Source organism: Pseudomonas sp. IB20, assembly GCF_009707325.1.
Classification (GTDB): domain Bacteria; phylum Pseudomonadota; class Gammaproteobacteria; order Pseudomonadales; family Pseudomonadaceae; genus Aquipseudomonas.
In genome coordinates this window covers 2,983,493-3,006,815 of record NZ_CP046103.1, presented here as the reverse complement: position 1 = coordinate 3,006,815, position 23,323 = coordinate 2,983,493, and the positions used below count along the sequence as shown (strand labels likewise).

Genomic DNA, 23,323 nt, shown 5'->3' with positions numbered 1-23,323 from the left:
GGGCATAGGTATCTACGCAACTTCTTGTGTCGTGCTAGGCCGATGACGGGTTTTTAGGTAGCTATGAGTACATATCCGTTGCTGCGGTAACGGCTTCGTATGGTTCCGCCCTTGTGGTCTTGGCCATTTCCAGCAAATGCCACACCGCCAGAATCTTCGCCCGCTCGGGGTTAGGCAGTTGCTCACTGCAGTTGAGTGTCGTGGCCGAAGCGCTGTCGAGCAAGCTGGAAGTGTAGAGCAGGGCGTCTTCGAAGCTCAGGTCTTCGATTTGAACACCTTGGGTCGGCAGGTAATGGTCGATGGCGCGGTTGAAGGCGGCGCGGTCTTTAATGGTGTTGCGGGGTGGATCGGGGACGACTTTTTTCATGGTGTAACTCCACATGGTTGGAGCTGACACCCGTCGCGACTAAACGTTGGGTGGCGGCTGTACGCAGGTTAGTCGACCGGTCACATGGAAAACCGGCGCACCCGAAGGTGCCCTACGCACAGCCACCATAAAACTTCATGGAGGACCATGCACCATGTAAGACCCGAGCGACTAAACCCGATCACTGATAAGCAGTGACGGATCGCAGACTAGCCATCGATTCCAACAGGCACAAGGCGGCAGAGATTGTCTAGGAAACGTCCTGCAATTTAAAGCGACACGCCCTGCTGGCCCTTTACAAACCATGACCCAATGCCACTAATCAGATCGTTCCTACGCTCTGCGTGGGAATGCCACCTGGGACGCTCCGCGTCCCGCCAGCCAGCGCAGAATCAAACCACGGTGACCTAGGCGCGAGAAGCTGCTGTCGCTCGCACCTAGGCCGTCATCCCGTCAGAAAACGGCTTTCACTTGTAAGCCCAATACCCATGCATTATCGATATCCACCCCGGAAAACGCCCCCGGCTCAATGATGTATTGCACATCCGGGCGCAGGGTCAGCCATGGCGTGGCCTGGTAGCCGTAGCTGAGCTCGATCAACTGCTCGGCATTGTTCAGGTTGGGGTAGTCCGCCCCCGCGTTGAACGCTGCCAGTTCCTGCACGTCGCGACTGCGCGGGTTCGGCACCGCGCGGCCATAACCCAAGGCGACGGTATCGCGTGGGCGACCTTCAAACGGCTTGTACAGCACCACGCCCGCGCCATACCACTTGCTGAACGGCGAGGCGGCCTCACTGGCGGCCGAGTATTGGCCGAAAGCATGCAGCACGCGCCCGGCAGACGAACTGGACGCCCACACCGCCTGATCAATCAGCAGGTAGTGACCGCCCCGGCCGCTGACCTCCTTGTTGCTGCCGATGCGTTTCACGTTGGAGCTGTCGTAGTAATACCCCAGCTTGTATTCACCCGGCAGTTGGCCTGCGTGCTTGTACACCAGCTCGATGGGCACCACGGTACCGGTGGTGTGTTTGGGCCCCAGGTGCCAGGCGCGGCTGGCGTTGCCGTTGCTCGACGGGTCGACATTGAACGCCGCCACGCGCAGTTGCCAGGACGGTGAGAAGTCGTATTTCACTCGCGCGCCGAGGTGCGCGTTCGGGTAGTTGGCCCAGCCGCTGCCGCCGGACATGTTCAGCGGGTGGCCGCAGAAACCGGCGTTCATGAAGTTGCACAGGATGCCGCTGTCGAGGCCACCGAGGTCATTGCCCATTGCCATGTAGCCGAGCTTGACGTTCAGCGCGGGGGTAAACAGCGTGCGCTCGTAGCTCAGCTCGGTGAGCCGTGTGTAGAGGCCGCCGTAGTTTTCCTGGATCGGCAGGCGGTTGCCCACCAAGTCTTCGGAGGCACTGCTGCCACGCCGGTCGTTGATGGTCAGCTGGATGCGGTCGCCATTGTTCAGGCCGTAGAGCTTGCCCAAGTCGAACTGCACGCCAAGCTTGATGTTTTGCGAGTAGCGCGCCGAGCGGTGTTGGCCGCCGTCGGCGTTGTAGGCGGTCTCGCCGCTGTAGTCGCCGGTGAAGCGGATGCCTTGCTCGTCGAGTTCACGGCGCAGGCCGCCCCAGTCGCCGGTCAGGGTGGTGTCGTCGGCTTGAACGGGCAGGGCGGCCGCAAAGGCCAGGCCCAGCACCAGGCCGCCAAAGGGCAGATGAGAAGTGGGGTTCATGCGTGGTTTCCAAACAGAAGCGCGGTGCGGGGGCACCGCGCGAACACAGGGTTATTCCGGCAGTGCGTAGGCGATCACGTAGTCGCCACGGTCGGTGGACTGGCGCGCGCCGCCAGCGGTGATGACGATGTATTGCTTGCCGGTTTTCGGCGACACGTAGGTCATCGGGCCACCTTGGCTGCCCACTGGCAGGCGGGCCTTCCACACTTCATCACCGTTGCCGCTGTTGAAGGCGCGCAGGTAGAAGTCCTGGGTGCCGGCGATAAAGATCAGGCCGCCCTGTGTCGACAGCGTGCCGCCCAGGGTTGGCAGGCCGACCTTGATTGGCAGGTGCATGCGGATGCCCAAGGGGCCGGTGTCTTCAACGGTGCCGACCGGCACTTGCCAGGCGATCTGCTGGGTCTTCATGTCAATGGCCGTCAGGGTGCCGAACGGTGGCGCCTGGCACGGAATGCCGGCGACCGACAGGAAGCGGTTTTTGTTCACCGCATACGGTGTGCCTTTGAGCGGCACGGCGCCCATGCCGGTGTTCAGCGCTTCGCCACCGGACGAGGTCTGGGCCTTGTTCTGGGACGGCACCATCTGGATCCACAGGCCCAGGCGCATGTCGTTGACGAAGATAAAACCGTGCACCGGGTCAGTGGAAATACTGCCCCAGTTCATGCCGCCCAGGGAGCCCGGGAAGCTCAGCGATTTATCGGTGCCGGGCGCGGTGTACAGACCTTCGTAGCGCATGCCTTTGAAATCAATGCGGCACAGCAGTTGGTCGTACGGCGTGGCGCCCCACATGTCCGATTCGCTCAGGGTTTGCGCGCCGATTTGCGGCATGCCCACCGATTTAGGCTGGGTCAGCGAGTAGGGCTCGTTAGGGATGTTGGCGGCCTTGACCGGCACTTCCTTGACGTCGGTCAGCGGCTTGCCGGTGGCGCGGTCGAGCACATAGATCTGCCCGGCCTTGGTGCCGATCACCACCGCCGGTACAGGTTTGTCGCTGCCCGGTGGAGTGAAGTCGATCAGGCTCGGCTGCATCGGCAGGTCGAAGTCCCAGAGGTCATTGTGGACGGTCTGGTACACCCACTTTTCTGCACCGGTGGAGGCGTCCAGCGCCAGCACCGAGGCGCCGTATTTGTGGTTGAGTTGGGTACGTTCCACGCCATAGATGTCAGTGGACGAGCTGCCCATCGGCAGGAAAACCGTGTTCATCAACGGGTCATACGACATCGGCGCCCAGCTGTTCGGGGTGCTGCGCACGTAGGTGCTGCCGGCGGCCGGGGCTCTCTTGTCCTCGGGGTTGCCCGGGTCGAAGGCCCAGCGCATTTGCCCACTGATCACGTCGAAACCACGGATCACGCCGCCGGGCATGTCGGTCTGCACGTTATCCGCCACGCGCCCGCCCACCACCACGGTGGTGCCGGCGATCAGCGGTGCCGAAGACAGTTGGTAGTAGCTGTCCGGCACATTGCCCAGGCCGGCTTTCAAATCCACTTGGCCGTGGGTGCCGAAGTCTTCGCAGAACTTGCCGGTGTCGGCGTCCACTGCGATCAGGCGCGCATCAATGGTGTTGGTCAGCAAGCGACGCTGGCACTGCGCACCGGCGGCTACGCTGGCCGCGATAATTGGCGAGCTGTTCGGCTGGGTCGGTTGAGCAATCGGCGCAGTGGCGTCGAAATACGCCATGCCCCGGCAACGCTGCCACACCGCCGACGTGGCGTTAACTTCGTTCTTCCACAGCTCTTTGCCGGTGTCGGCATCCAGTGCGATCAGGTTGTTGTGCGGCGTGCAGATGAACACCTTGTTGCCGATTTGCAGGGGTGTCAGTTGGTCTTCGGCACCGTTACCGTCGCTGATGGCCACGTCGCCGGTGTGGTAGGTCCACGCCACTTTGAGCTTGTTGACGGTGTCGCGGTTGATCTGGTCCAGCGCCGCAAAACGGCTGCCGCCTTCGGTATTGCCGTAGTGCGCCCAGTCTTTCTGCGCATCGGCCGCCGCCACCGGCGTGATGCCGGGGCCTTTGCCGGTTGGCGCTACGCTTGGGTGCGCGACGAACATATTGCCCGCCGCTACCGCCACGCCAACGGCCATCACGGCCGCGATGCCGTAAGCACCACGTGCAGGCCTGCCGGCCAGCAGCGGGTACACCAGCGCCACCACCACACCGATCACCGCAAACATGAACAGCCGCGAGAACAGCGGCCAGAACACCAGGCCGACATCCGCCACCGCCCACACGGCCGTGCCCACCAGGAAGGCCGCGAACAACCACGCGCCAGCCGGTTTACCCCGCGCGATCAACAGACCAGAAACCGCCATGGCCACGCCGCCGATCAAGAAGTACCAGGAACCGCCCAGGCTGACCAGTTTGGCGCCGCCAACGGCCATGGCCACGCCGAGCAGGGCAATGACAATGCCCAGTCCCTGCAGGAGAAATCTAGAGGCGCCAGCGGCGCGCGATGCTCGTTTCATATCGACAGAACTCGAAGGTGAGTGGGCAAAGACGCGATTTTAGCAAGATAAGTAACTAGTTAGTACATTGCGCCCGGTAATAGTCTTTTACAGGCTTGGGGATGATGGGGTGAGGTTTAGCGCCATTGTGGTGAATGGGCTAACTGTGGCGATTAGGCTCGGATGCCTGTGGTACAGGCTAGCGAAAACGGTGCGTCAGGTGTACTGGTAAAAATGATAGGTTATCAACCGATACGCTCGCCACCCAGCGCATCACGCTGCATCGACTGCAGGTTTTTCTCGATGGTTTCGCAGATGCTTTCCATCTGGATCTGGTGCTCGCTGGAGTGAAACGGGCTTTGCAGGTCGGTGCCGATACGCTCGATGGCCAGCAGCATAAAGCCGACCACCGTCGACGCCAGCGGGGTGAACCAGCCCAAAGATTCCACCAGGCCCACCGGTACGATCAGGCAGAACAGCGAAATGAACAGCCGTGGGAAATATACGTAAGGGTAGGGCAGCGGCGTGTTGGCGATGCGTTCCATGCCGCCCTGGGCGTTGGACAGGTCCACCAGCGTCGACTCCAGCCGCGCCAGGCGAATGCTGTCCAGGTGCCCGGCCTTGTATTCGCGGGCCAACAAAGCCGCCGAGCCGGTGAGGATGTCATTGGCAAAGTTGTTGGTCGCGCCGTTGCGCGCGAACTCCTCAGCGGGGATAAACGCGCGCACTTCCTCCGGGCAAGCATTACCCCTGAGGTGCGCCGCCAGGCAATTCACATAGGCCACATGGCGGCGCAGCAGCGTAGCTTTGATCGGGTTGACCTCGCCGTCCGGGTCATCCAGCAAGGTCAGCACCTGGCGGGCAAAGCTGCGCGAGTTGTTCACCATCGCGCCCCACAGCGTGCGGGCTTCCCACCAGCGGTTATAGGCGCTGCTGTTGCGAAAACTGATCAGCACCACCAGCGCCGAGCCCAGCAGCGTCAGCGGCATCAGCGGCAAATTGATCTTGGTGGTCAGAAACAGCATGAAGTCCACCGTGACGGCCACATCCCACAACAGCAGCCAGAACAAAGCCCAGCCCACATAGCCCATGGTCTTGATGATCAGTCGGTATTTTTTGATGATGGCGGCTTTCAAACGAGGACCTCGCGGCGGGCGATAAGCAACAGTGCTTAAGCTCGGACGCCCGTTTGCGGAGAAAGGTTCGCGTTGGGCCTGAATCGTTTCAGTTACGTATGGCTATGTTTCAAACGCTCACGTCTAGGCGTGGCGGGTAGCTTGGAAATTCCGAAACGAAGACTTCGTTGATTTTGACACTACAAAAAATCCGGCAAATGGGATAGATCGAGCCTTCAGGCAATGCGTCGACTTTTAGAAACTGTCACTTTTGAGGAAGATCAAATATGCGCATATGCATTTAAATGTTTGCGGGTTGAACCATTTGCTTTTTCTGAAGTGCGCCCGGAAATTAACGAAGACTCTTTCAGGCCGCCGGGGGCAACAGATCAGGCGCTAAAAACGCTAGAGACAGCTGTTTATGGCAGTACGCTCACGGGCGCAAATCAGAGTCAGCTCATCGCCGGTTATGGCAGTACTGAAACCGCTGGAGATCGAAGCACCCTGATTGCGGGGTACGGGAGTACCGGAACTTCAGGTTCCGACAGTTCAATCATTGCGGCTACGGAGACCAAACGCGGAGAGAAAGCTCGCTAACAGCGGGTTATGGCAGACGCAAACCGCTCAGGAAGGAGCGATCTCACCGCAGGCTATGGCAGCACGGGCACCGCTGGCCCCGACAGTTCGCTGATCGCTGGCTATGGCAGTACACAGACTGCTGGTCATGGCAGCGTGCTTACAGCGGGCTACGGCAGTACACAAACGGCGCAGGAAGGGAGTTCGCTCACTGCTGGCTACGGCAGTACCGGGACCGCTGGCCCGGACAGTTCTCTTATTGCAGGCTATGGGAGTACTCAGACCGCGGGTCATGAAAGTAAACTGACAGCAGGTTATGGCAGTACACAGACCGCTCAGGAAGGCAGCTCACTCACTGCGGGTTACGGCAGCACCTCAACAGCCGGCTATGACAGTACACTCATTGCCGGATATGGCAGCACCCAAACCGCTGGTTACCGGAGTGTTCTGCAGCGATCTCACCGCCCGTCACCCCATTCCCCGCACACCCTGTCCCTACAGACGCTCTTCCGATGCTACGGCAGTACTCAAACTGCCGGAGGAGAAAGCTCGCTAACAGCGGGTTATGGCAGACGCAACAGCTCAGGAAGGCAGCGATCTCACCGCCGGTTACGGCAGTACGGGCACCTCTGGTTCCGATAGCTCCATCATTGCCGGCTACGGCAGTACTCAAACTGCCGGAGGAGAAAGCTCGCTAACAGCGGGTTATGGCAGTACGCAAACCGCTCAGGAAGGCAGCGATCTCACCGCCGGTTACGGCAGTACGGGCACCGCTGGTTCCGACAGTTCACTGATCGCCGGCTATGGCAGTACTCAGACCGCTGGAGAGGAAAGCTCGCTGACAGCGGGTTATGGCAGCACACAAACCGCTCAGGAAGGTAGCGATCTCACCGCAGGCTACGGCAGCACGGGCACCGCTGGTTCCGACAGTTCATGATCGCGGCTACGGCAGCACCCAAACCGCTGGAGAAGAAAGCTCGCTAACAGCGGGTTATGGCAGCACGCAGACAGCTCAGGAAGGCAGCGATCTCACCGCCGGTTACGGCAGTACGGGCACCTCTGGTTCCGATAGCTCCATCATTGCCGGCTACGGCAGTACTCAAACTGCCGGAGGAGAAAGCTCGCTAACAGCGGGTTATGGCAGTACGCAAACAAAGTAAACTGACAGCAGGTTATGGCAGTACACAGACCGCTCAGGAAGGCAGCTCACTCACTGCGGGTTACGGCAGCACCTCAACAGCCGGCTATGACAGTACACTCATTGCCGGATATGGCAGCACCCAAACCGCTGGTTACCGGAGTGTTCTGACAGCAGGCTATGGTAGTACCCAGACTGCTCAGGAAAGCAGTTCGCTCACGGCCGGCTATGGCAGTACTTCAACAGCAGGTTTCAAGAGTTCTCTAATCGCAGGTTACGGTAGTACCCAGACAACGGGTTATGAAAGCACCCTGACTGCTGGTTATGGCAGTACTCAAACCGCCCAGGACAACAGCTCCCTGACCACGGGCTATGGCAGCACTTCAACAGCCGGCTACGAAAGCTCACTTATTGCTGGCTACGGAAGTACTCAAACGGCGGGCTACAAAAGCACACTGACCGCAGGCTACGGAGCACCCAAACTGCCCAGGAAGAAAGCTCGCTCACCACTGGTTATGGCAGTACCTCGACCGCTGGCTAAGCAGTACTTTGATCGCCGGGTACGGCAGTACTCAAACTGCTGGCTACAACAGCAGTTTGACGACTGGTTATGGCAGTACGTCTACCGCAGGCTATGACAGCTCACTGGTCGCAGGTTAGGAGTACCGAGCACAGACGCTCACCGCTGGCTACGGCAGTACTGAAACAGCTGGGTTTTCCAGCTCATTGATCGCAGGTTATGGCAGCACCCAGACCGCTGGCTACGAGAGCACGTTAACGGCGGGCTATGGTAGTACGCAGACGGCAGAGCGCGACAGCACGCTCACCGCCGGTTATGGGAGCACAGGAACGGCAGGCCAAGACAGTTCGCTGATCGCGGGTTATGGCAGCACACTGACCAGTGGCATTCGCAGTTTCTTGACTGCGGGTTACGGGAGCACTTTGATTAGCGGGCTTCGTAGCGTACTGACGGCGGGATATGGCAGTAGCTTGACGTCCGGAATGCACAGTAGCCTGACTGCCGGATACGGTAGCAACCAGATTGCGAGTCATCGGAGTTCACTGATTGCGGGCCATGAAAGCACTCAAATTGCCGGGCACAAAAGCATGCTGATCGCCGGCAAGGGTAGCTCGCAAACTGCTGGCTATCGCAGCACGCTGATATCCGGCGCCCACAGCATTCAGATGGCCGGTGAGCGCAGCAAACTTATTGCTGGTAAAGACAGCACGCAGACTGCGGGGGACCGAAGCAAACTATTGGCTGGCAGCAACAGTTATCTCACCGCTGGAGATCGCAGCAAACTGACTGCTGGCGACGATTGTGTGCTCATGGCTGGAGATCGAAGCACGCTCACTGCTGGTAAGAACAGCGTTCTGACAGCGGGTGCCAGCAGCAGGCTCATCGGCAGTCTGGGCTCCACGCTGACTGGCGGGGAGAACTCCGCACTGATTTTCGTAGCTTGGAAATTCCGAAACGAAGACTTCGTTGATTTTGACACTACAAAAAATCCGGCAAATGGGATAGATCGAGCCTTCAGGCAATGCGTCGACTTTTAGAAACTGTCACTTTTGAGGAAGATCAAATATGCGCATATGCATTTAAATGTTTGCGTTAATGCATATTCGCGCCTAGGGTTACCTCGAGCCAGATCGGAACGCGCCCTCGAATAGGCGCACCTCGGAACGTCGATCGCTCAGTAACACCGCTGCATCCATACACGCTGGACGCGTGTTTTCATTCATGGAGGATTGAAAAATGTTAACCCCTGAAACAACCCGGTTCACCGGCGACCCACAGCCCAACTGCCTGATCGGCCATTTGCTCGACCCGCAACTGGTCGAAGTCGAAGCGGCTCATCAGCCTAAAGTAATGGCGGCCGCCAGCCTGAATTTCAGCATGCAGAAACAAACCCAGACCAACTGGTGCTGGGCGGCTGTTTCCGCCTCGGTCGGTAACTACTACGGCACCGGGTCCTGGACCCAGTGCGGTGTCGCCAGCAACGCGCTGGACCGCAACTGCTGCAATCAGCCGGGACCGTGCAACGTCTACGGCTATCTGGATTCCGCCTTGCGAATCACGCGCAGCTACAACGGCATGACTCAAGGCTCGCTGCAGATGCCCGCCATCCAAAACCAGCTCAACAGGGGCCGACCCATCGGTTTGCGTTGCGCCTGGTACGGTGGCGGTGCGCACTTTCTGGTGATCTATGGCACCAACGGCAACTACCTGTTGATCGCAGATTCGATCTACGGCTATTCGACTCGCGCATTGAACTCGTTCCCCGGTTCGTACAACGGCGGCGGCAATTGGACCAACACTTACTTCACCGTAAAAAACTAAGGAGGGCTACATCATGCAACTGACTTATCCAAAGGCGCCCTCCAACGGCGTACAGGTACTGCGTCCAGCGCTGCAAGCTGCGCTGCAAACCCAGGGCTTTGGCATCAATCGCCAATTCGCGGCCGCTGTGCCGGGCCAAATCAGGCTGAGCGAAGGCTATCGTGGCTACTCGCTCAGCCTGGAGAACTTGAGTCTGGGTAAAGGCCTGAAAGACGCCGAGATCGGCGAGTGGCATTACTTGGTATTTGCCGATGGAGCGACGATTGCCGACGCGCAATTGGCCGACGTACGCGGGCATGTCGAGTTCGCTTCGCTTAACCACGGGACGTTGGCAGCGGCGACGGTGGATGCGCTGAAACTGGCGGAACAGTCGCCGCAATTGCAGGGTAAAACCGTGGAGCTGCGTGTGTTATTCATCTCGGCACTGCACGTTGTGGCCATCTGGCTGCACGCCGACGGCGAAGAGGTGCTGATCCCGATTGAGCCGACCCCCAAGGAACTGGCGGTCACTCAGTTGTACGGTGAGGCGGCGCTGCTCGCGTTGCTCAAACCGGCGGCTGATCAGGCCCGCCAGCGTTTCGACGCGGACACCCGTGGGCAGTTGGGCAGTTGATAAAACTCTAGGGTGAAAAAACCCGGACATGGTCCGGGTTTTTTATCGACATGATTCAGCAAGACAGAGGCACGGTCGGCGTGCACCAGGTCATTTTCAAGCGGCAGCAGGGCGACAGGCGTGGAAGGCACCATGAAGTCATGAGCACCGCAGTACTGCGAGCGTCGTGCGCAGCTAAGGGTGAAAAAACCCGGACATGGTCCGGGTTTTTTATCGACATGATTCAGCAAGACAGAGGCACGGTCGGCGTGCACCAGGTCATTTTCAAGCGGCAGCAGGGCGACAGGCGTGGAAGGCACCATGAAGTCATGAGCACCGCAGTACTGCGAGCGTCGTGCGCACATGGCCGGTTCCTCGAACTGCCCCCTGAGCGTAGACGCTGGATTTACAGCGGCGTCAGCACATTCATCACTGTGTCGAGCGCCACACGCGTGTCATCCAGCTGCACCAGCGAGGCGTGCCGGGCGCCGAGGGCGTCGCGGTTCTGGATCGCGGTGAGGATCGCCTTGTGGCGCGGCAGGCTCAGGCCCTGGATGTCGGGGCGGCGGTTGGTGATGTTGATCGACTCGCGCAACGGCAGTGAGAGCATGTTGCACATGTAGGCGAGCAAGTCGTTGCGGGTGGCATCGGCGATGGCGCGGTGAAAGTCCAGGTCGGCCTGCAGCAGGGCGTCGTGGGTCTTGGCGGTTTCCATGCCCAGGTAGGCTTTTTCGATGGTGGCGATGTCTTCGTCGGTGGCGGTGGTCGCGGCCATGGCGGCGATTTCCGGTTCGAGAATGCGCCGCACGCCGGCCAGGGTGTTGAAGAACTCACTGTGGGGCGTGGTCTGCATCAGCCAGGACAGCACGTCCGGGTCGAGCAAATGCCATTTCAAGCGCGGCCGCACCACGGCGCCTACCCGTGGTTTGGAATACACCAGGCCCTTGGCGCTGAGCACCCGCGTCGCCTCACGCAACACCGAGCGGCTGACCTTGTACTCCTCGCACAGCGTGGCTTCCATGGGCAGGCGTTCTTCGGGCTTGAAGCGACCGGAAACGATGTGCATGCCCAAGTCCTGAACGATCTGGGCATGCATGCTCTTGCGTGGCTTGGGCGGCTGGTGATCCATAACGAACGGGAGGCTCTGGCTAAATAGGCGGCATCATAGCATCCCGATTAGTGGGAATGACGGGGGACTTCAGCCCCCCGGCAACCCACCAGAAAGTCAAAGTCGCAGCCTTGGTCGGCCTGCAGCACATGGTCGATGTACAGCTGGCGGTAGCCGCCGACGATCAGCTTCTGCGGTGGCGCCAAGTCCGCCATGCGCGCCGCCAGCTCTGCGTCGGGGATGTCCAGGTGCAGGCGGCCGTTGGCGCAGTCGAGTTCGATCCAGTCGCCTTCTTGCACCGTGGCCAACGGCCCACCGGCGGCGGCTTCCGGCGCCACATGCAGCACTACCGTGCCGTAGGCCGTGCCGCTCATGCGCGCATCGGAAATACGCACCATGTCGGTCACGCCCTGGGCCAGCAGCTTGGCGGGCAAGCCCATGTTGCCGACTTCGGCCATGCCCGGGTAACCCTTGGGCCCGCAGTTTTTCATGACCAGGATCGAGTTGGCATCCACGTCCAATTCCGGGTCATTGATGCGCGCCTTGTACATGTCGAAATTCTCGAACACCACCGCACGGCCACGGTGCTGCATCAGTTGCGCGCTGGCGGCCGATGGCTTGAGCACGGCGCCCAGCGGTGCGAGGTTGCCGCGCAGCACGCAGATGCCGCCGTCGGCGCGGATCGGGTTGTCGAGGGTGCGGATCACTTCGTCTTGGCCGTAGATCGGCGAGTCCTTGGTGTTCTCGCCCAGGGACTTGCCGTTGACGGTCAGGGCATTCGGATGCGGGATCAGGTTGGCCTCGCCCAAGCGGCGCAGCACGGCAGGCAAGCCCCCGGCATAGTAGAACTCCTCCATCAGGAAGCGCCCTGAGGGCTGCAGGTCGACAATGGTCGGCACGCCGCGTCCCATGCGCGTCCAGTCATCCAGGTCGAGTTCGACGCCGATACGCCCGGCGATGGCTTTCAAGTGGATCACCGCGTTGGTCGAGCCGCCGATGGCCGCGTTCACCCGTATCGCGTTTTCAAACGCCTCTTTGGTCAGGATCTTCGACAGCTTCAAGTCTTCGCGCACCATCTCCACCGCGCGCATGCCGGACATATGCGCCAGCACATACCGGCGCGCATCCACCGCCGGAATCGCCGCGTTGTGGGGCAGGGAAGTGCCGAGCGCCTCGGCCATGCAGGCCATGGTCGAGGCGGTGCCCATGGTGTTGCAGGTGCCCGCCGAGCGCGACATGCCGCCTTCGGCCGCGAGGAAATCGTCCAGGGTAATGGTGCCGGCCTTGACCTGTTCGCTGAGCTGCCACACCACCGTGCCCGAGCCGATGTCCCGGCCTTTGTGCTTGCCATTGAGCATCGGCCCGCCGGTGACGACGATGGCCGGCACGTCGCAACTGGCGGCGCCCATCAGCAGCGCCGGGGTGGTTTTGTCGCAGCCGGTGAGCAGCACCACACCGTCGATGGGGTTGCCGCGAATCGCTTCCTCAACGTCCATGCTCGCCAGGTTGCGGGTGAGCATGGCGGTGGGGCGTAGGTTGGACTCGCCGTTGGAGAACACCGGGAATTCCACCGGGAAGCCACCGGCCTCGATCACCCCACGTTTGACGTGCTCGGCGATCTGACGGAAATGCGCGTTGCACGGCGTCAGCTCCGACCAGGTGTTGCAAATGCCGATGATCGGTTTGCCATGGAACTGATGGTCGGCGATGCCTTGGTTCTTCATCCAGCTGCGGTACATGAAGCCGTTCTTGTCGGCGGTGCCAAACCACTGGGCGGAGCGGAGGGCGGGCTTTTTATCAGGCATGATCGACTCTCTTATTGTATGACTATATGTTCTATATGCGCCTAAACATAAGCGTAAACCCGAGGGTTTGGAAGTGTTGTTTTGTAAATAGTCATACTATATAGTCGGCTTCAACTGAGGCATGACCCTGGCTGAATTTGGCCGGAGCCAGCCGCCGAGCTTCTATAAAAACAACAATCGGAGATCGACCCATGAGCCAGGAACTGCGGCTTATTCGGCGCATCACGCTGAAACTGATTCCCTTCCTGATCCTGCTGTACCTGATCGCCTACGTGGACCGCTCAGCGGTAGGTTTCGCCAAGCTGCATATGGGCGCCGATGTCGGCATCGGCGACGCGGCGTACGGCTTGGGCGCAGGGCTGTTCTTTATTGGCTACTTCCTGTTCGAGATCCCCAGCAACCTGATGCTCGATCGCTTCGGCGCGCGGCGCTGGTTTGCGCGCATCATGCTGACCTGGGGCGCCATCACCATTGGCATGGCCTTCGTGCAGGGGCCGCACAGCTTCTATGTGATGCGCTTTCTGCTCGGCGCGGCGGAGGCGGGGTTTTTCCCTGGCGTGCTGTACTACATCACCCAGTGGTTCCCAGTGCGCCATCGCGGCAAGATCCTCGGGCTGTTCATCCTCTCCCAACCCATTGCGATGATGATCACAGGCCCCGTGTCCGGCGGTTTATTGGGCATGGACGGCATCCTCGGCCTGCACGGCTGGCAGTGGCTGTTCATCGTCATCGGTACCCCGGCGCTGCTGCTGACCTGGCCCGTGCTGCGCTTCCTGCCGGACGGCCCCCAACAGGTCAAGTGGATGAGCGAGGACGAGAAAACCTGGCTCACCGGCGAGCTGAATAAAGACCTGCAAGCCTACGGCCAGACTCGCCACGGCAACCCGCTGCATGCCCTCAAGGACAAGCGCGTGTTGCTGCTGGCGCTGTTCTACCTGCCGGTGACCTTGAGCATTTATGGGCTCGGCCTATGGCTGCCGACGCTGATCAAACAGTTCGGCGGCAGTGACCTGGTCACCGGTTTCGTCTCAGCAGTGCCGTACATTTTCGGCATCATCGGGCTGCTGATCATCCCGCGCAGTTCCGACCGGTTGAATGATCGTTATGGCCATCTCGCCGTGCTCTATGTGCTCGGTGCCATCGGCCTGTTCTGCAGTGCCTGGTTGAGTGTGCCGGTGCTGCAAATGGCCGCGCTGTGCTTGGCGGCGTTCGCGCTGTTTTCCTGCACGGCAGTGTTCTGGACCTTGCCCGGGCGCTTCTTTGCCGGCGCCAGTGCGGCGGCGGGGATTGCACTGATCAACTCGGTGGGCAACCTCGGCGGCTACATCGGCCCATTTGTGATTGGCGCGCTCAAGGAATCCACTGGCAACCTGGCTTCGGGCTTGTACTTCTTGTCCGGGGTGATGGTGTTCGGGCTGGTCTTGACCGGCGTGGTCTACCGCGTGCTGGAGCGCAAGCACGTGCTGCCCGCCGACCAATTCGCCGCCAGCGCGCGTGGTGCTACACGTACTTAATCGAGGAGAAGCTGCATGCGTTTAGTTCAGTTCGAGTTACGCAACGGCGAACGCCGTGTCGGCGTGGTGCAAGGCAGCACGCTAAGAGAAGTGCGCACGGCGCGCAGCGTGCGCGAGTTGGCGCTGGCGGCCATCGAGGCGGGCGTCAAGTTGCAGCAACAGGTCGACAGCCTGGGCCTGGGCGACAGCTACGACTATGGCGAATTGCTGGCCGACCTGAAAATCCTGCCGCCACTCGATCACCCGGACCCGGCTCATATGCTGATCAGCGGCACCGGCCTGACTCACCTGGGCAGTGCCTCGGCGCGCGACAAGATGCACCAGCACGGCGCGCACGACAGCGCGATGACCGACACCCTGCGCATCTTCAAATGGGGCGTGGAGGGCGGCAAACCACTGGCTGGCCAAGCGGGCGTACAACCCGAGTGGTTCTACAAGGGCGACGGCAGCATCGTGGTACGCCCGGGCCAGGCCTTCCCGGTGCCGGCGTTCGCCGAAGACGCCGGTGAAGAGCCGGAAATCGGCGGTCTCTACGTGATCGGCCACGACGGCAAACCCTATCGCCTGGGCTTCGCCGTGGGCAACGAATTCTCCGACCACGTGATGGAGCGCAAGAATTACCTATACCTGGCTCACTCCAAACTGCGCAGTTGCAGCTATGGCCCTGAGTTGCGCGTGGGCGAGTTGCCCCAGCACCTGGCGGGCACCAGCCGCATCCTGCGCGACGGCCAGGTGATCTGGCAGAACGAATTCCTCAGTGGCGAGGCGAATATGTGCCACAGCCTGGAAAACCTTGAGTATCACCACTTCAAATACAGTCAATTCCTGACACCGGGCGACGTGCACATTCATTTCTTCGGCACCGCCACGCTGTCATTCGCCGACGGTATACGTACCCAACCGGGCGATGTGTTCGAGATCAGCCAGGCCGAGTTTGGCGCGCCGCTGGTCAACGCTGTCGGCAAGGCCGGCGCTGCGTTCGAGCCCGGCAATGTCATCACCCTTTAAGGAGAGCACCATGCCCCAGTTCCTCGGCCATAACTACATCGGCGGCCAGCGCAGTGCCAAAGGCCGCGTGACCCTGCAAAGCATTGATGCCAGCAGCGGCGAAGCCTTGGCCCAGACGTTCTACCAGGCCACACCGGCGGAGGTCGACGCCGCCGCCAAGGCCGCCGCAGCGGCTTACCCCGCCTACCGTGCGCTGAGTGCTTCGCGCCGCGCGCAGTTCCTGGATGCCGTCGCCGATGAGCTGGACGCGCTGGGGGATGACTTCGTCGCGCTGGTTTGCCGCGAAACCGCGCTGCCTGCCGCGCGTATCAAAGGCGAACGCGGGCGCACCAGCGGCCAGATGCGCCTGTTCGCAACGGTGCTGCGTCGCGGTGACTTCTACGGCGCGCGCATCGACCAGGCCTTGCCCGACCGCCAGCCACTGCCACGCCCGGACCTGCGCCAATACCGCATTGGCCTGGGCCCGGTGGCGGTGTTTGGTGCGAGCAACTTTCCCCTGGCGTTTTCCACCGCCGGTGGCGACACCGCCGCGGCGTTCGCGGCAGGTTGCCCGGTGGTGTTCAAGGCCCACAGCGGGCATATGGCCACGGCTGAGCAGGTCGCCGATGCGATCATTCGCGCGGCCGAGGCCACCGAGATGCCGGCGGGCGTGTTCAATATGATCTTCGGCGCTGGCGTCGGTGAGGCGCTGGTCAAGCACCCGGCGATCCAGGCTGTCGGTTTTACCGGCTCGCTCAAGGGCGGCCGCGCCTTGTGCGACATGGCGGCGGCACGCCCGCAGCCGATCCCGGTGTTTGCCGAGATGTCGAGCATCAACCCGGTCATCGTGTTGCCACAGGCCTTGCAGGCGCGGGCGGACACGGTGGCTCGCGACCTGACCGCCTCGGTGGTGCAAGGCTGTGGCCAGTTTTGCACCAACCCTGGTGTGGTGATCGGCATTGCGTCGGCGCCGTTCACCGCGTTTACCCAGCAGGTTGCGCGACTGATCGCTGATCAGCCGGCGCAAACCATGCTCAACGCCGGCACCTTGAGCAGCTATGGCAAAGGCCTGGAGAAACTCTTGGCGCACCCTGGCATTCAGCACTTGGCGGGCAATGCCCAGGCGGTCAATCAGGCGCAGCCGCAGCTGTTCAAGGCCGACGTGGCTTTGCTGATCGACGGCGATGAAGTGCTGCAGGAAGAAGTGTTCGGCCCGACCACGGTGTTTGTCGAGGTGGCCGACCAAGCCCAGCTCAGCGCCGCCTTGCACGGCCTGCATGGGCAACTGACAGCCACGATCATCGGCGAACCCGACGACTTGCAGCAGTTCGCCGAACTCACCCCACTGCTGGAACAGAAAGTCGGGCGCATCCTGCTCAACGGCTACCCGACCGGCGTGGAAGTCTGCGATTCGATGGTGCATGGCGGCCCGTACCCGGCCACCTCGGATGCCCGTGGCACCTCGGTCGGCACCTTGGCCATCGACCGGTTCCTGCGCCCGGTGTGCTTGCAGAATTACCCTGATAGCCTGCTGCCCGACGCGTTAAAAAACGCCAACCCGTTGCGTATCCAACGGCTGGTGGATGGCATGCCATCTCGCGACCCGCTGTAACCACCAGTCCAGGAGGTTTTATGCCGTGTACCGCAGTTACTGCGCACCGTGCGCAGTTGGGCGAAGGCCCGTTCTGGGACGTGCCGACCCAGGCGCTGTATTGGGTGAATATCGCCGGCAAACAGGCGCTGCGCCTGATGGGCGGGCACTTGCAGATCTGGCAGCTGCCCGAGCACGTCTCGGCCTTCATTCCCTGTGAAAGTGGCGATGCGTTGGTCACGCTGAGCAGCGGCGTGTATCGGCTGGACCTGGAAACCGAAGCCCTGAGCTTGCTGTGCGTGGCCGACCCGCAACCCGGTAACCGTGGCAATGAAGCGCGTTGCGATGCCCAGGGCCGCCTATGGCTGGGCACCATGCAGAACAACATTGGCGAGCACGGCGAAGACCTGCCCATCACCCGACGTTCCGGCGGCCTGTTTCGCATTGATGCCGATGCGCAGGTCACGCCGCTGCTGCATGGCCTGGGTATTCCCAATACCTTGCTGTGGAGCGAGGACGGTAGCCAAGTGCACTTTGGCGACAGCCTGGATGGCACGCTCTACCGGCATTCGATCCAGGCGGGCGGCCAGCTCGACCCGGCGCAGGTATGGTTCGGTCCGCATTCACGTGGCGGGCCGGACGGCTCGGCGATGGACAGCCAAGGTTATATCTGGAACGCGCGCTGGGATGGCAGCTGCCTGCTGCGCCTGGCGCCGGACGGTGGCGTGGACCGGATTATCGAATTGCCCGTCAGCCGTCCCACCAGTTGCGTATTCGGTGGCCCCAACCTCACCACCCTCTACATCACCAGCGCCGCCAGCCCACTCGATCACCCGCTGGACGGCGCGGTGCTGGCCATCGAGGTCGATGTGCCAGGCACGCCCTGTCACCGCTTTGCCGGATAAACCCAAGACCCAAAAACAACAACAAGGAGTCACCCGTATGAATCGTCGTCGTGGTATCCGTTCCCTATGTTGCGCCGCTGCGGCGGTGTCGGCCCTGAGCCTGAGCGGCCTGTTGCTGGCCGCCGAGGAAGTGAAGATCGGTTTTCTGGTCAAGCAGGCGGAGGAGCCGTGGTTCCAGACCGAATGGGCCTTTGCCGAAAAAGCCGGCAAGGAACATGGCTTCACCGTGATCAAAATCGCCGTGCCCGATGGCGAGAAAACCCTCTCGGCCATCGACAGCCTGGCGGCCAACGGCGCCAAGGGCTTTGTGATCTGCCCGCCGGACGTGTCCCTGGGCCCGGCCATCGTCGCCAAGGCCCGCGCCAACGGCCTGAAAGTGATTGCGGTGGATGACCGTTTTGTCGATGCCAAGGGCAACTTCATGGAGGACGTGCCGTACCTGGGCATGGCCGCCTTCGAAGTCGGCCAGAGGCAGGGCGCGGCGATGGCGGCCGAGGCGAAAAAACGCGGCTGGGACTGGAAGGACACCTATGCGGTGATCAACACTTTCAATGAACTCGACACCGGTAAAAAGCGCACCGATGGCTCGGTCAAATCCCTCGAAGACGCGGGCTTCCCCAAGGACCACATCGTGTTCACCGCCGCCAAGACCCTTGACGTGCCGGGCAGCATGGATGCCACCAACTCGGCACTGGTCAAGCTGCCCAGCGGCGTGAAAAACCTGATCATCGGCGGCATGAACGACAACACCGTGCTGGGCGGCGTACGCGCTACCGAAACGGCCGGTTTTGCCGCCGCCAATGTGATCGGCATCGGCATCAATGGCACCGACGCCATCGGCGAACTGAAGAAAGCCAACAGCGGCTTCTTCGGCTCGATGCTGCCCAGCCCGCACATTGAGGGCTACAACACCGCGAAGATGATGTTCGACTGGGTCACCACCGGCAAGGAACCACCGAAGTACACCGCCATGGACGAAGTCACGCTGATCACCCGTGAGAACTTCAAGCAGGAACTGGAAAAAATCGGCCTCTGGAACTGAGGCAATCAAATGTGGGCGCAGGCTTGCCTGCGCCCACAGTTTAATCAGCGGAGAATTTGAACACGGTGTTCTGGCTATAAGTCTGCCCCGGGTTCAACCGGGTCGAGGCGAATGTGGGCTGGTGCCTGTCCCTGGGCCAGCGCCAACTGGTGGAAATCGCCAAGGCATTGTCCCGTGGCGCCCATGTGATTGCGTTCGATGAACCCACCAGCAGCCTGTCGGCACGCGAAATCGACCGCTTGATGGCGATCATCACGCGCCTGCGTGACGAGGGCAAAGTGGTGCTGTACGTGTCGCACCGTATGGAAGAAGTGTTCCGCATCTGCGACGCCGTCACCGTGTTCAAGGACGGCCGCTTCGTGCGCACCTTTGACGACATGGCCGCGCTGACCCATGACCAGTTGGTGACCTGCATGGTCGGTCGCGATATTCAGGACATCTACGATTACCGCCCACGTGAGCGCGGCGAGGTGGCGCTCAAGGTCGAGGGTTTGCTCGGCCCGGGCTTGCGTGCTGATCACCCGTGAGAACTTCAAGCAGGAACTGGAAAAAATCGGCCTCTGGAACTGAGGCAATCAAATGTGGGCGCAGGCTTGCCTGCGCCCACAGTTTAATCAGCGGAGAATTTGAACACGGTGTTCTGGCTATAAGTCTGCCCCGGGTTCAACCGGGTCGAGGCGAATGTGGGCTGGTTCGGCGCATCCGGAAAGTGCTGGGTCTCCAGGGTAAACGCGCTCCAGTGCGCATACGCCTTGCCGGCTTTGCCCTTCACCGTGCCATCCAGGAAGTTGCTGGTATAGAACTGCACGCCAGGCTCGGTGGTGTAGAGCTGCAAACGTCGGCCGGACGCGGGGTCGTGCACCTCGGCGGCGAGTTGCTTGATGTTGCCTTGGGTGTCCAGTGCCCAGTTGAAGTCAAACCCACCTTGTTTCGGCTCGGCGAATTTGAGCTGTGGATGCTCGTCCTTGATGCGCTGGCCGATAGGCGTCGGTGTGAGGAAGTCCATCGGCGTGCCTTTGACCGGCGCCAGTTCGCCCGTCGGAATCAAGGTGGCGTTCACTGGCGTGTAGTGGCTGGCGTGCAAGGTCGCCACTTGCTTGAGGATGTCGCCATTGCCCGCGCCGGCAAGGTTGAAGTAGCTGTGGTTGGTGAGGTTCAGCACCGTGGGTTTGTCGGTGGTGGCCTTGTAGTCGATGTGCAGTTCGTTGTTATCGTTGAGGCTGTAGGTGACCTCGGTTTTCAAGTTGCCCGGGAAGCCCATTTCGCCGTCCTTGGACAGGTAGCTCAGCTTCACGCCGACCGAATCCTTGCCCTTGACTGGTTCGGCTTGCCACACGTGTTTGTCAAAACCCTGGGCGCCGCCATGCAGCGAGTTGGGGCCATCGTTGAGCGGCACCTGGTAGCGTTTGCCGTCGAGTTCGAAGGCACCGCCGGCCAGCCGATTGCCGAAACGGCCAATGGTCGCGCCAAAAAATGCGGTGCCGCCCTGATAGCCCTGCACGTCATCGAAGCCGAGTACCACGTCATCGACCTTGCCGTTTTTGTCCGGCACTTTCAGCGACTGCAACACACCGCCGTAAGTGATCACCGTGGCTTGCATGCCATGGCTGTTGCGCAAGATGTATTGCTCGACGGCGGTGCCGTCATTGGTTTTGCCGAAAGGCTTGTGTTCACTGCTCAGCCCGGCCGCCTGGGCGCTGCCACTGGCGATCAACATGGACAAGGCGAGGCCTGAAAGCAGATGTCTAGGGTGCTTCATGGTCGAACTTCCTTTTGTTGTTTTGAGTGGAATAGTTCTACTAATGTGCGATATTTCGTCGAGTTGACAGCGAATTTATAGCCTTTAACGCCAGTTTCGCAAAATAAAATAAGACTAATTGATCGAGGCAATCGTTATATGAGTACTGAACAGGCCGTTTATCCTGACCTCAAGGGTAAGACCGTATTGATTTCTGGAGGTGCCTCAGGCATTGGCGAATTCATGGTGCGCGCCTTTGCCGCGCAGGGCGCCAAGGTGGCCTTCGTGGACCGCGCGCAAAGCCAGGGCGAGCGGCTGGCGGCGCTGTTGAGTGACCAGGGGCACACCGTGGAGTTCGTGTGGTGCGACATCACCGATGAGATCGCCTACAAGGCGGCGATAGCACGCTTTGAGCAATCGCTGGGGCCGATCACCGTGCTGGTCAACAATGCGGCCAACGACGTGCGTCACACCCTGGAAGAAGTCGATTCGGACATGTTCGACCGGCTGATCGCGGTCAACCTCAAGCACGCCTTTTTTGCCGCCAAGGCGCTGGTGCCGATGATGAAGGCCGCCGGTGGCGGGGCGATCATCAACCTGGGCTCGGTCGGCTGGATGATGGCGTCCGCCGGCTACCCGGTGTACGCCGCCAGCAAAGCCGCAGCCCACGGCATGACCCGGGCGCTGGCGCGGGAACTGGGCCCCAGCCGCATCCGGGTCAACACCTTGGTGCCGGGCTGGGTCATGACGGAAAAACAGCTGGCGATGTGGGTAGACGATGCGGCCAGGGAGTTGATCAGCCGCAGCCAGTGCCTGCCGGGCAGTGTGCTGCCGGAACACATCGCCAACATGGCGTTGTTTCTTGCCTCCGACGTGTCGGCGATGTGTTCGGCGCAGAACTTTATTGTGGATGGCGGTTGGGTGTAAGCCGGTTATTCGATGGGGTACTTCCTGAAGGCCGGATGTTGTTCCAGTTGGCTGGCGTGGCGTTGCAGGTTGGGAAACGCATCAGCCTTGAGCGCCGTCGGCAGCTTGAGTTGGGTGAACGACCAGGTCACGGCCGCCGTCAGCGCGGCCTGGTTCAGGTGTTCGCCGGTAGCCTGGGCCAGGTGTTTTTCCAGCAGTGAATAAGCGGCCAACAACTGCTCGGTCACCCGCTCGAGCCACGGCTCGTGCAGTTTCTCCGCGGGGCGCAGGTGGTGTTCGTAGACGATCTGTACGGTTTTCTCACAGGCCGCCAGGGCCAGCCCGAGCACTTGCAGGTGCTTGGCGCGGGTGTCGGCGGTGTGTGGCAGAAGTTTCTTGTCGGGCGGCGCCAGGGTGTCGAAGTAATCCAGGATCAGGCTGGAATCCATCAGCACCGTTCCATCATCCAGCACCAGCGTGGGCGCCTTGACCACCGGGTTGATCTTGGAGAACTCGGCGTAGGTGCTGAATACCGAGAGAGGCTCGTGCACAAAGTCCACGCCGTACAGCTCCAGGGAAATTGCCACGCGACGCACGTAAGGCGAGTCCAGCATGCCGACCAGTTTCATGAAGCCTCCATTGCTCTCAGGGGGGTGGTCTCACGAGATTAAGGGCACGGCGGCGGCCTGCGCAATAGCCTCGCGCAGTTGTTGATAGGCCTGCACGAGTTGGTCCAGGCTGAACGCCAGGTTGCGCCCGCTGGGGTTGGGCAGCACCCATACCGACGCGCCACCGAATAACTGCGCTTGCGGCCCCCACTCAATCTGCTGTTGGCCGGACAACGCGCTATAGCCGACTTTGCCGAGAAACGCGATGACGCGCGGCTGGCAGCGGTGGATTTTCTGTTCAAACGCCGTCGCCGCCTCCTTGAATTCATGCCGCGCCAATTCCCCCGCGCTGGCCGTCGGCCGCTCCACCAGCGTGGTTAGCCCGCAGTGATACTGCAACAGTGTGGTGCCATCCTGCGGGCGAATCTCATGGGGCGTAAAACCAGCCAAATGCAACGTGCGCCAGAAGCGATTGCTGCGATTGGCAAAGTGCTGGCCGAGCGCGGCGGAGCCTTTGCCCGGGTTGATGCCGCAGAACACCACGTGCAGGTGGTCGGCGAGGATGTCTTCGAGGCGGTCGCTCATGTTGATTCTGCCTGTAAATGGGTCAGCAGCCACTCGGTAAAGCGGCGCGCGAGCGGATCATGCTCACTGTCGCGATGGGTCAAGAGGGCCCAGTTGGGGCTGCGAATGGTGGCGTCTGCCAACGGTGTGAGCAAGCTATCTTCCTGCGCTGCGGCGCACTATGCCGAAGACCGTTCGACCTCGCGTTATCGCCAGCGCGCCGTGGCTTACCTGGATGTGGTGACTGCCCAATTGGCGGCGTGCC

At 61.1% G+C, this 23,323-nt stretch carries 17 protein-coding genes and 3 pseudogenes; 10 read left to right on the top strand and 10 right to left on the bottom strand.

The window, feature by feature from the left end; genetic code table 11:
* Positions 1–61: 61 nt before the first annotated feature.
* From GJU48_RS13825 to GJU48_RS13810, 4 genes are all read right to left on the bottom strand, one after another.
* The gene (locus tag GJU48_RS13825; RefSeq protein ID WP_155296024.1) at positions 62–367 is read right to left on the bottom strand and encodes a DUF6124 family protein; all 306 of its coding nucleotides are present in this window, start codon (positions 365–367) and stop codon (positions 62–64) included.
* 453 nt (positions 368–820) lie between these two features.
* A complete protein-coding gene (locus tag GJU48_RS13820) occupies positions 821–2,086 on the bottom strand; it encodes a carbohydrate porin (RefSeq protein WP_094953841.1) in 1,266 nt (421 codons plus the stop codon).
* A 51-nt stretch (positions 2,087–2,137) separates the two neighbouring features.
* Positions 2,138–4,549, bottom strand: a complete 2,412-nt coding sequence (locus GJU48_RS13815) for a glucose/quinate/shikimate family membrane-bound PQQ-dependent dehydrogenase (protein WP_094953842.1) — start codon at positions 4,547–4,549, stop codon at positions 2,138–2,140.
* Between the two features lie 224 nt (positions 4,550–4,773).
* Positions 4,774–5,664, bottom strand: a complete 891-nt coding sequence (locus tag GJU48_RS13810; protein WP_094952620.1) for a bestrophin family protein — start codon at positions 5,662–5,664, stop codon at positions 4,774–4,776.
* A 390-nt stretch (positions 5,665–6,054) separates the two neighbouring features.
* On the opposite strand from GJU48_RS13810, the pseudogene GJU48_RS25745 reads away from it, so the two are divergent.
* The 3 genes and pseudogenes from GJU48_RS25745 to GJU48_RS13795 all read left to right on the top strand — a co-directional run.
* Positions 6,055–8,914, top strand: a pseudogene (locus GJU48_RS25745) (beta strand repeat-containing protein); the annotation flags it as partial.
* Between the two features lie 199 nt (positions 8,915–9,113).
* Positions 9,114–9,698, top strand: a complete 585-nt coding sequence (locus GJU48_RS13800) for a papain-like cysteine protease family protein (RefSeq protein ID WP_094952621.1) — start codon at positions 9,114–9,116, stop codon at positions 9,696–9,698.
* Positions 9,699–9,711: 13 nt separating this feature from the next.
* Complete coding sequence (locus tag GJU48_RS13795; protein WP_094952622.1) at positions 9,712–10,311, top strand: hypothetical protein; 600 nt, start codon at positions 9,712–9,714, stop codon at positions 10,309–10,311.
* 385 nt (positions 10,312–10,696) lie between these two features.
* Here GJU48_RS13795 and GJU48_RS13785 read toward each other — a convergent pair whose 3' ends face one another.
* Both GJU48_RS13785 and GJU48_RS13780 read right to left on the bottom strand, forming a co-directional pair.
* Positions 10,697–11,419: a FadR/GntR family transcriptional regulator gene (locus tag GJU48_RS13785; protein WP_094952623.1), complete on the bottom strand. Its 723-nt coding sequence runs from the start codon at positions 11,417–11,419 to the stop codon at positions 10,697–10,699.
* Positions 11,420–11,466: 47 nt separating this feature from the next.
* Positions 11,467–13,203 carry an IlvD/Edd family dehydratase gene (locus GJU48_RS13780; RefSeq protein ID WP_094952624.1) on the bottom strand — a complete coding sequence of 579 codons (1,737 nt, stop codon included), beginning with the start codon at positions 13,201–13,203 and terminating at the stop codon, positions 11,467–11,469.
* Positions 13,204–13,394: 191 nt separating this feature from the next.
* Here GJU48_RS13780 and GJU48_RS13775 point away from each other — a divergent pair, with 191 nt between their 5' ends.
* The 6 genes and pseudogenes from GJU48_RS13775 to araG form a co-directional block, all read left to right on the top strand.
* Positions 13,395–14,717 (top strand): MFS transporter, encoded by a 1,323-nt coding sequence (locus GJU48_RS13775; RefSeq protein WP_094952625.1) that lies wholly within the window; start codon positions 13,395–13,397, stop codon positions 14,715–14,717.
* 15 nt (positions 14,718–14,732) lie between these two features.
* Positions 14,733–15,725: an AraD1 family protein gene (araD1, locus tag GJU48_RS13770; protein ID WP_094952626.1), complete on the top strand. Its 993-nt coding sequence runs from the start codon at positions 14,733–14,735 to the stop codon at positions 15,723–15,725.
* A gap of 10 nt (positions 15,726–15,735) precedes the next feature.
* Positions 15,736–17,316 carry an aldehyde dehydrogenase (NADP(+)) gene (locus tag GJU48_RS13765; RefSeq protein ID WP_094952627.1) on the top strand — a complete coding sequence of 527 codons (1,581 nt, stop codon included), beginning with the start codon at positions 15,736–15,738 and terminating at the stop codon, positions 17,314–17,316.
* A gap of 20 nt (positions 17,317–17,336) precedes the next feature.
* Positions 17,337–18,200, top strand: a complete 864-nt coding sequence (locus tag GJU48_RS13760) for an SMP-30/gluconolactonase/LRE family protein (protein ID WP_094952628.1) — start codon at positions 17,337–17,339, stop codon at positions 18,198–18,200.
* A gap of 37 nt (positions 18,201–18,237) precedes the next feature.
* Complete coding sequence (locus GJU48_RS13755) at positions 18,238–19,242, top strand: substrate-binding domain-containing protein (RefSeq protein WP_094952629.1); 1,005 nt, start codon at positions 18,238–18,240, stop codon at positions 19,240–19,242.
* A 125-nt stretch (positions 19,243–19,367) separates the two neighbouring features.
* Positions 19,368–19,754 (top strand): annotated as a pseudogene (gene araG, locus GJU48_RS13750) (L-arabinose ABC transporter ATP-binding protein AraG); the annotation flags it as partial.
* Between the two features lie 98 nt (positions 19,755–19,852).
* Here araG and GJU48_RS13745 read toward each other — a convergent pair.
* Positions 19,853–21,001 (bottom strand): aldose epimerase family protein, encoded by a 1,149-nt coding sequence (locus GJU48_RS13745; protein WP_094952630.1) that lies wholly within the window; start codon positions 20,999–21,001, stop codon positions 19,853–19,855.
* A gap of 138 nt (positions 21,002–21,139) precedes the next feature.
* On the opposite strand from GJU48_RS13745, the gene GJU48_RS13740 reads away from it, so the two are divergent.
* Positions 21,140–21,907, top strand: coding sequence for an SDR family NAD(P)-dependent oxidoreductase (locus GJU48_RS13740; protein ID WP_094952631.1), 768 nt, complete (start codon positions 21,140–21,142; stop codon positions 21,905–21,907).
* Between the two features lie 5 nt (positions 21,908–21,912).
* Here the strand turns inward: GJU48_RS13740 and GJU48_RS13735 are convergent, their stop codons facing one another.
* The 3 genes and pseudogenes from GJU48_RS13735 to GJU48_RS25280 all read right to left on the bottom strand — a co-directional run.
* Complete coding sequence (locus tag GJU48_RS13735) at positions 21,913–22,515, bottom strand: glutathione S-transferase family protein (RefSeq protein ID WP_094952632.1); 603 nt, start codon at positions 22,513–22,515, stop codon at positions 21,913–21,915.
* Between the two features lie 30 nt (positions 22,516–22,545).
* Positions 22,546–23,079: a G/U mismatch-specific DNA glycosylase gene (gene mug / locus GJU48_RS13730; RefSeq protein ID WP_094952633.1), complete on the bottom strand. Its 534-nt coding sequence runs from the start codon at positions 23,077–23,079 to the stop codon at positions 22,546–22,548.
* Positions 23,076–23,228: pseudogene (locus tag GJU48_RS25280) on the bottom strand (LysR family transcriptional regulator); the annotation flags it as partial. The gene mug and the pseudogene GJU48_RS25280, both read right to left, overlap by 4 nt.
* Positions 23,229–23,323 lie beyond the last annotated feature (95 nt).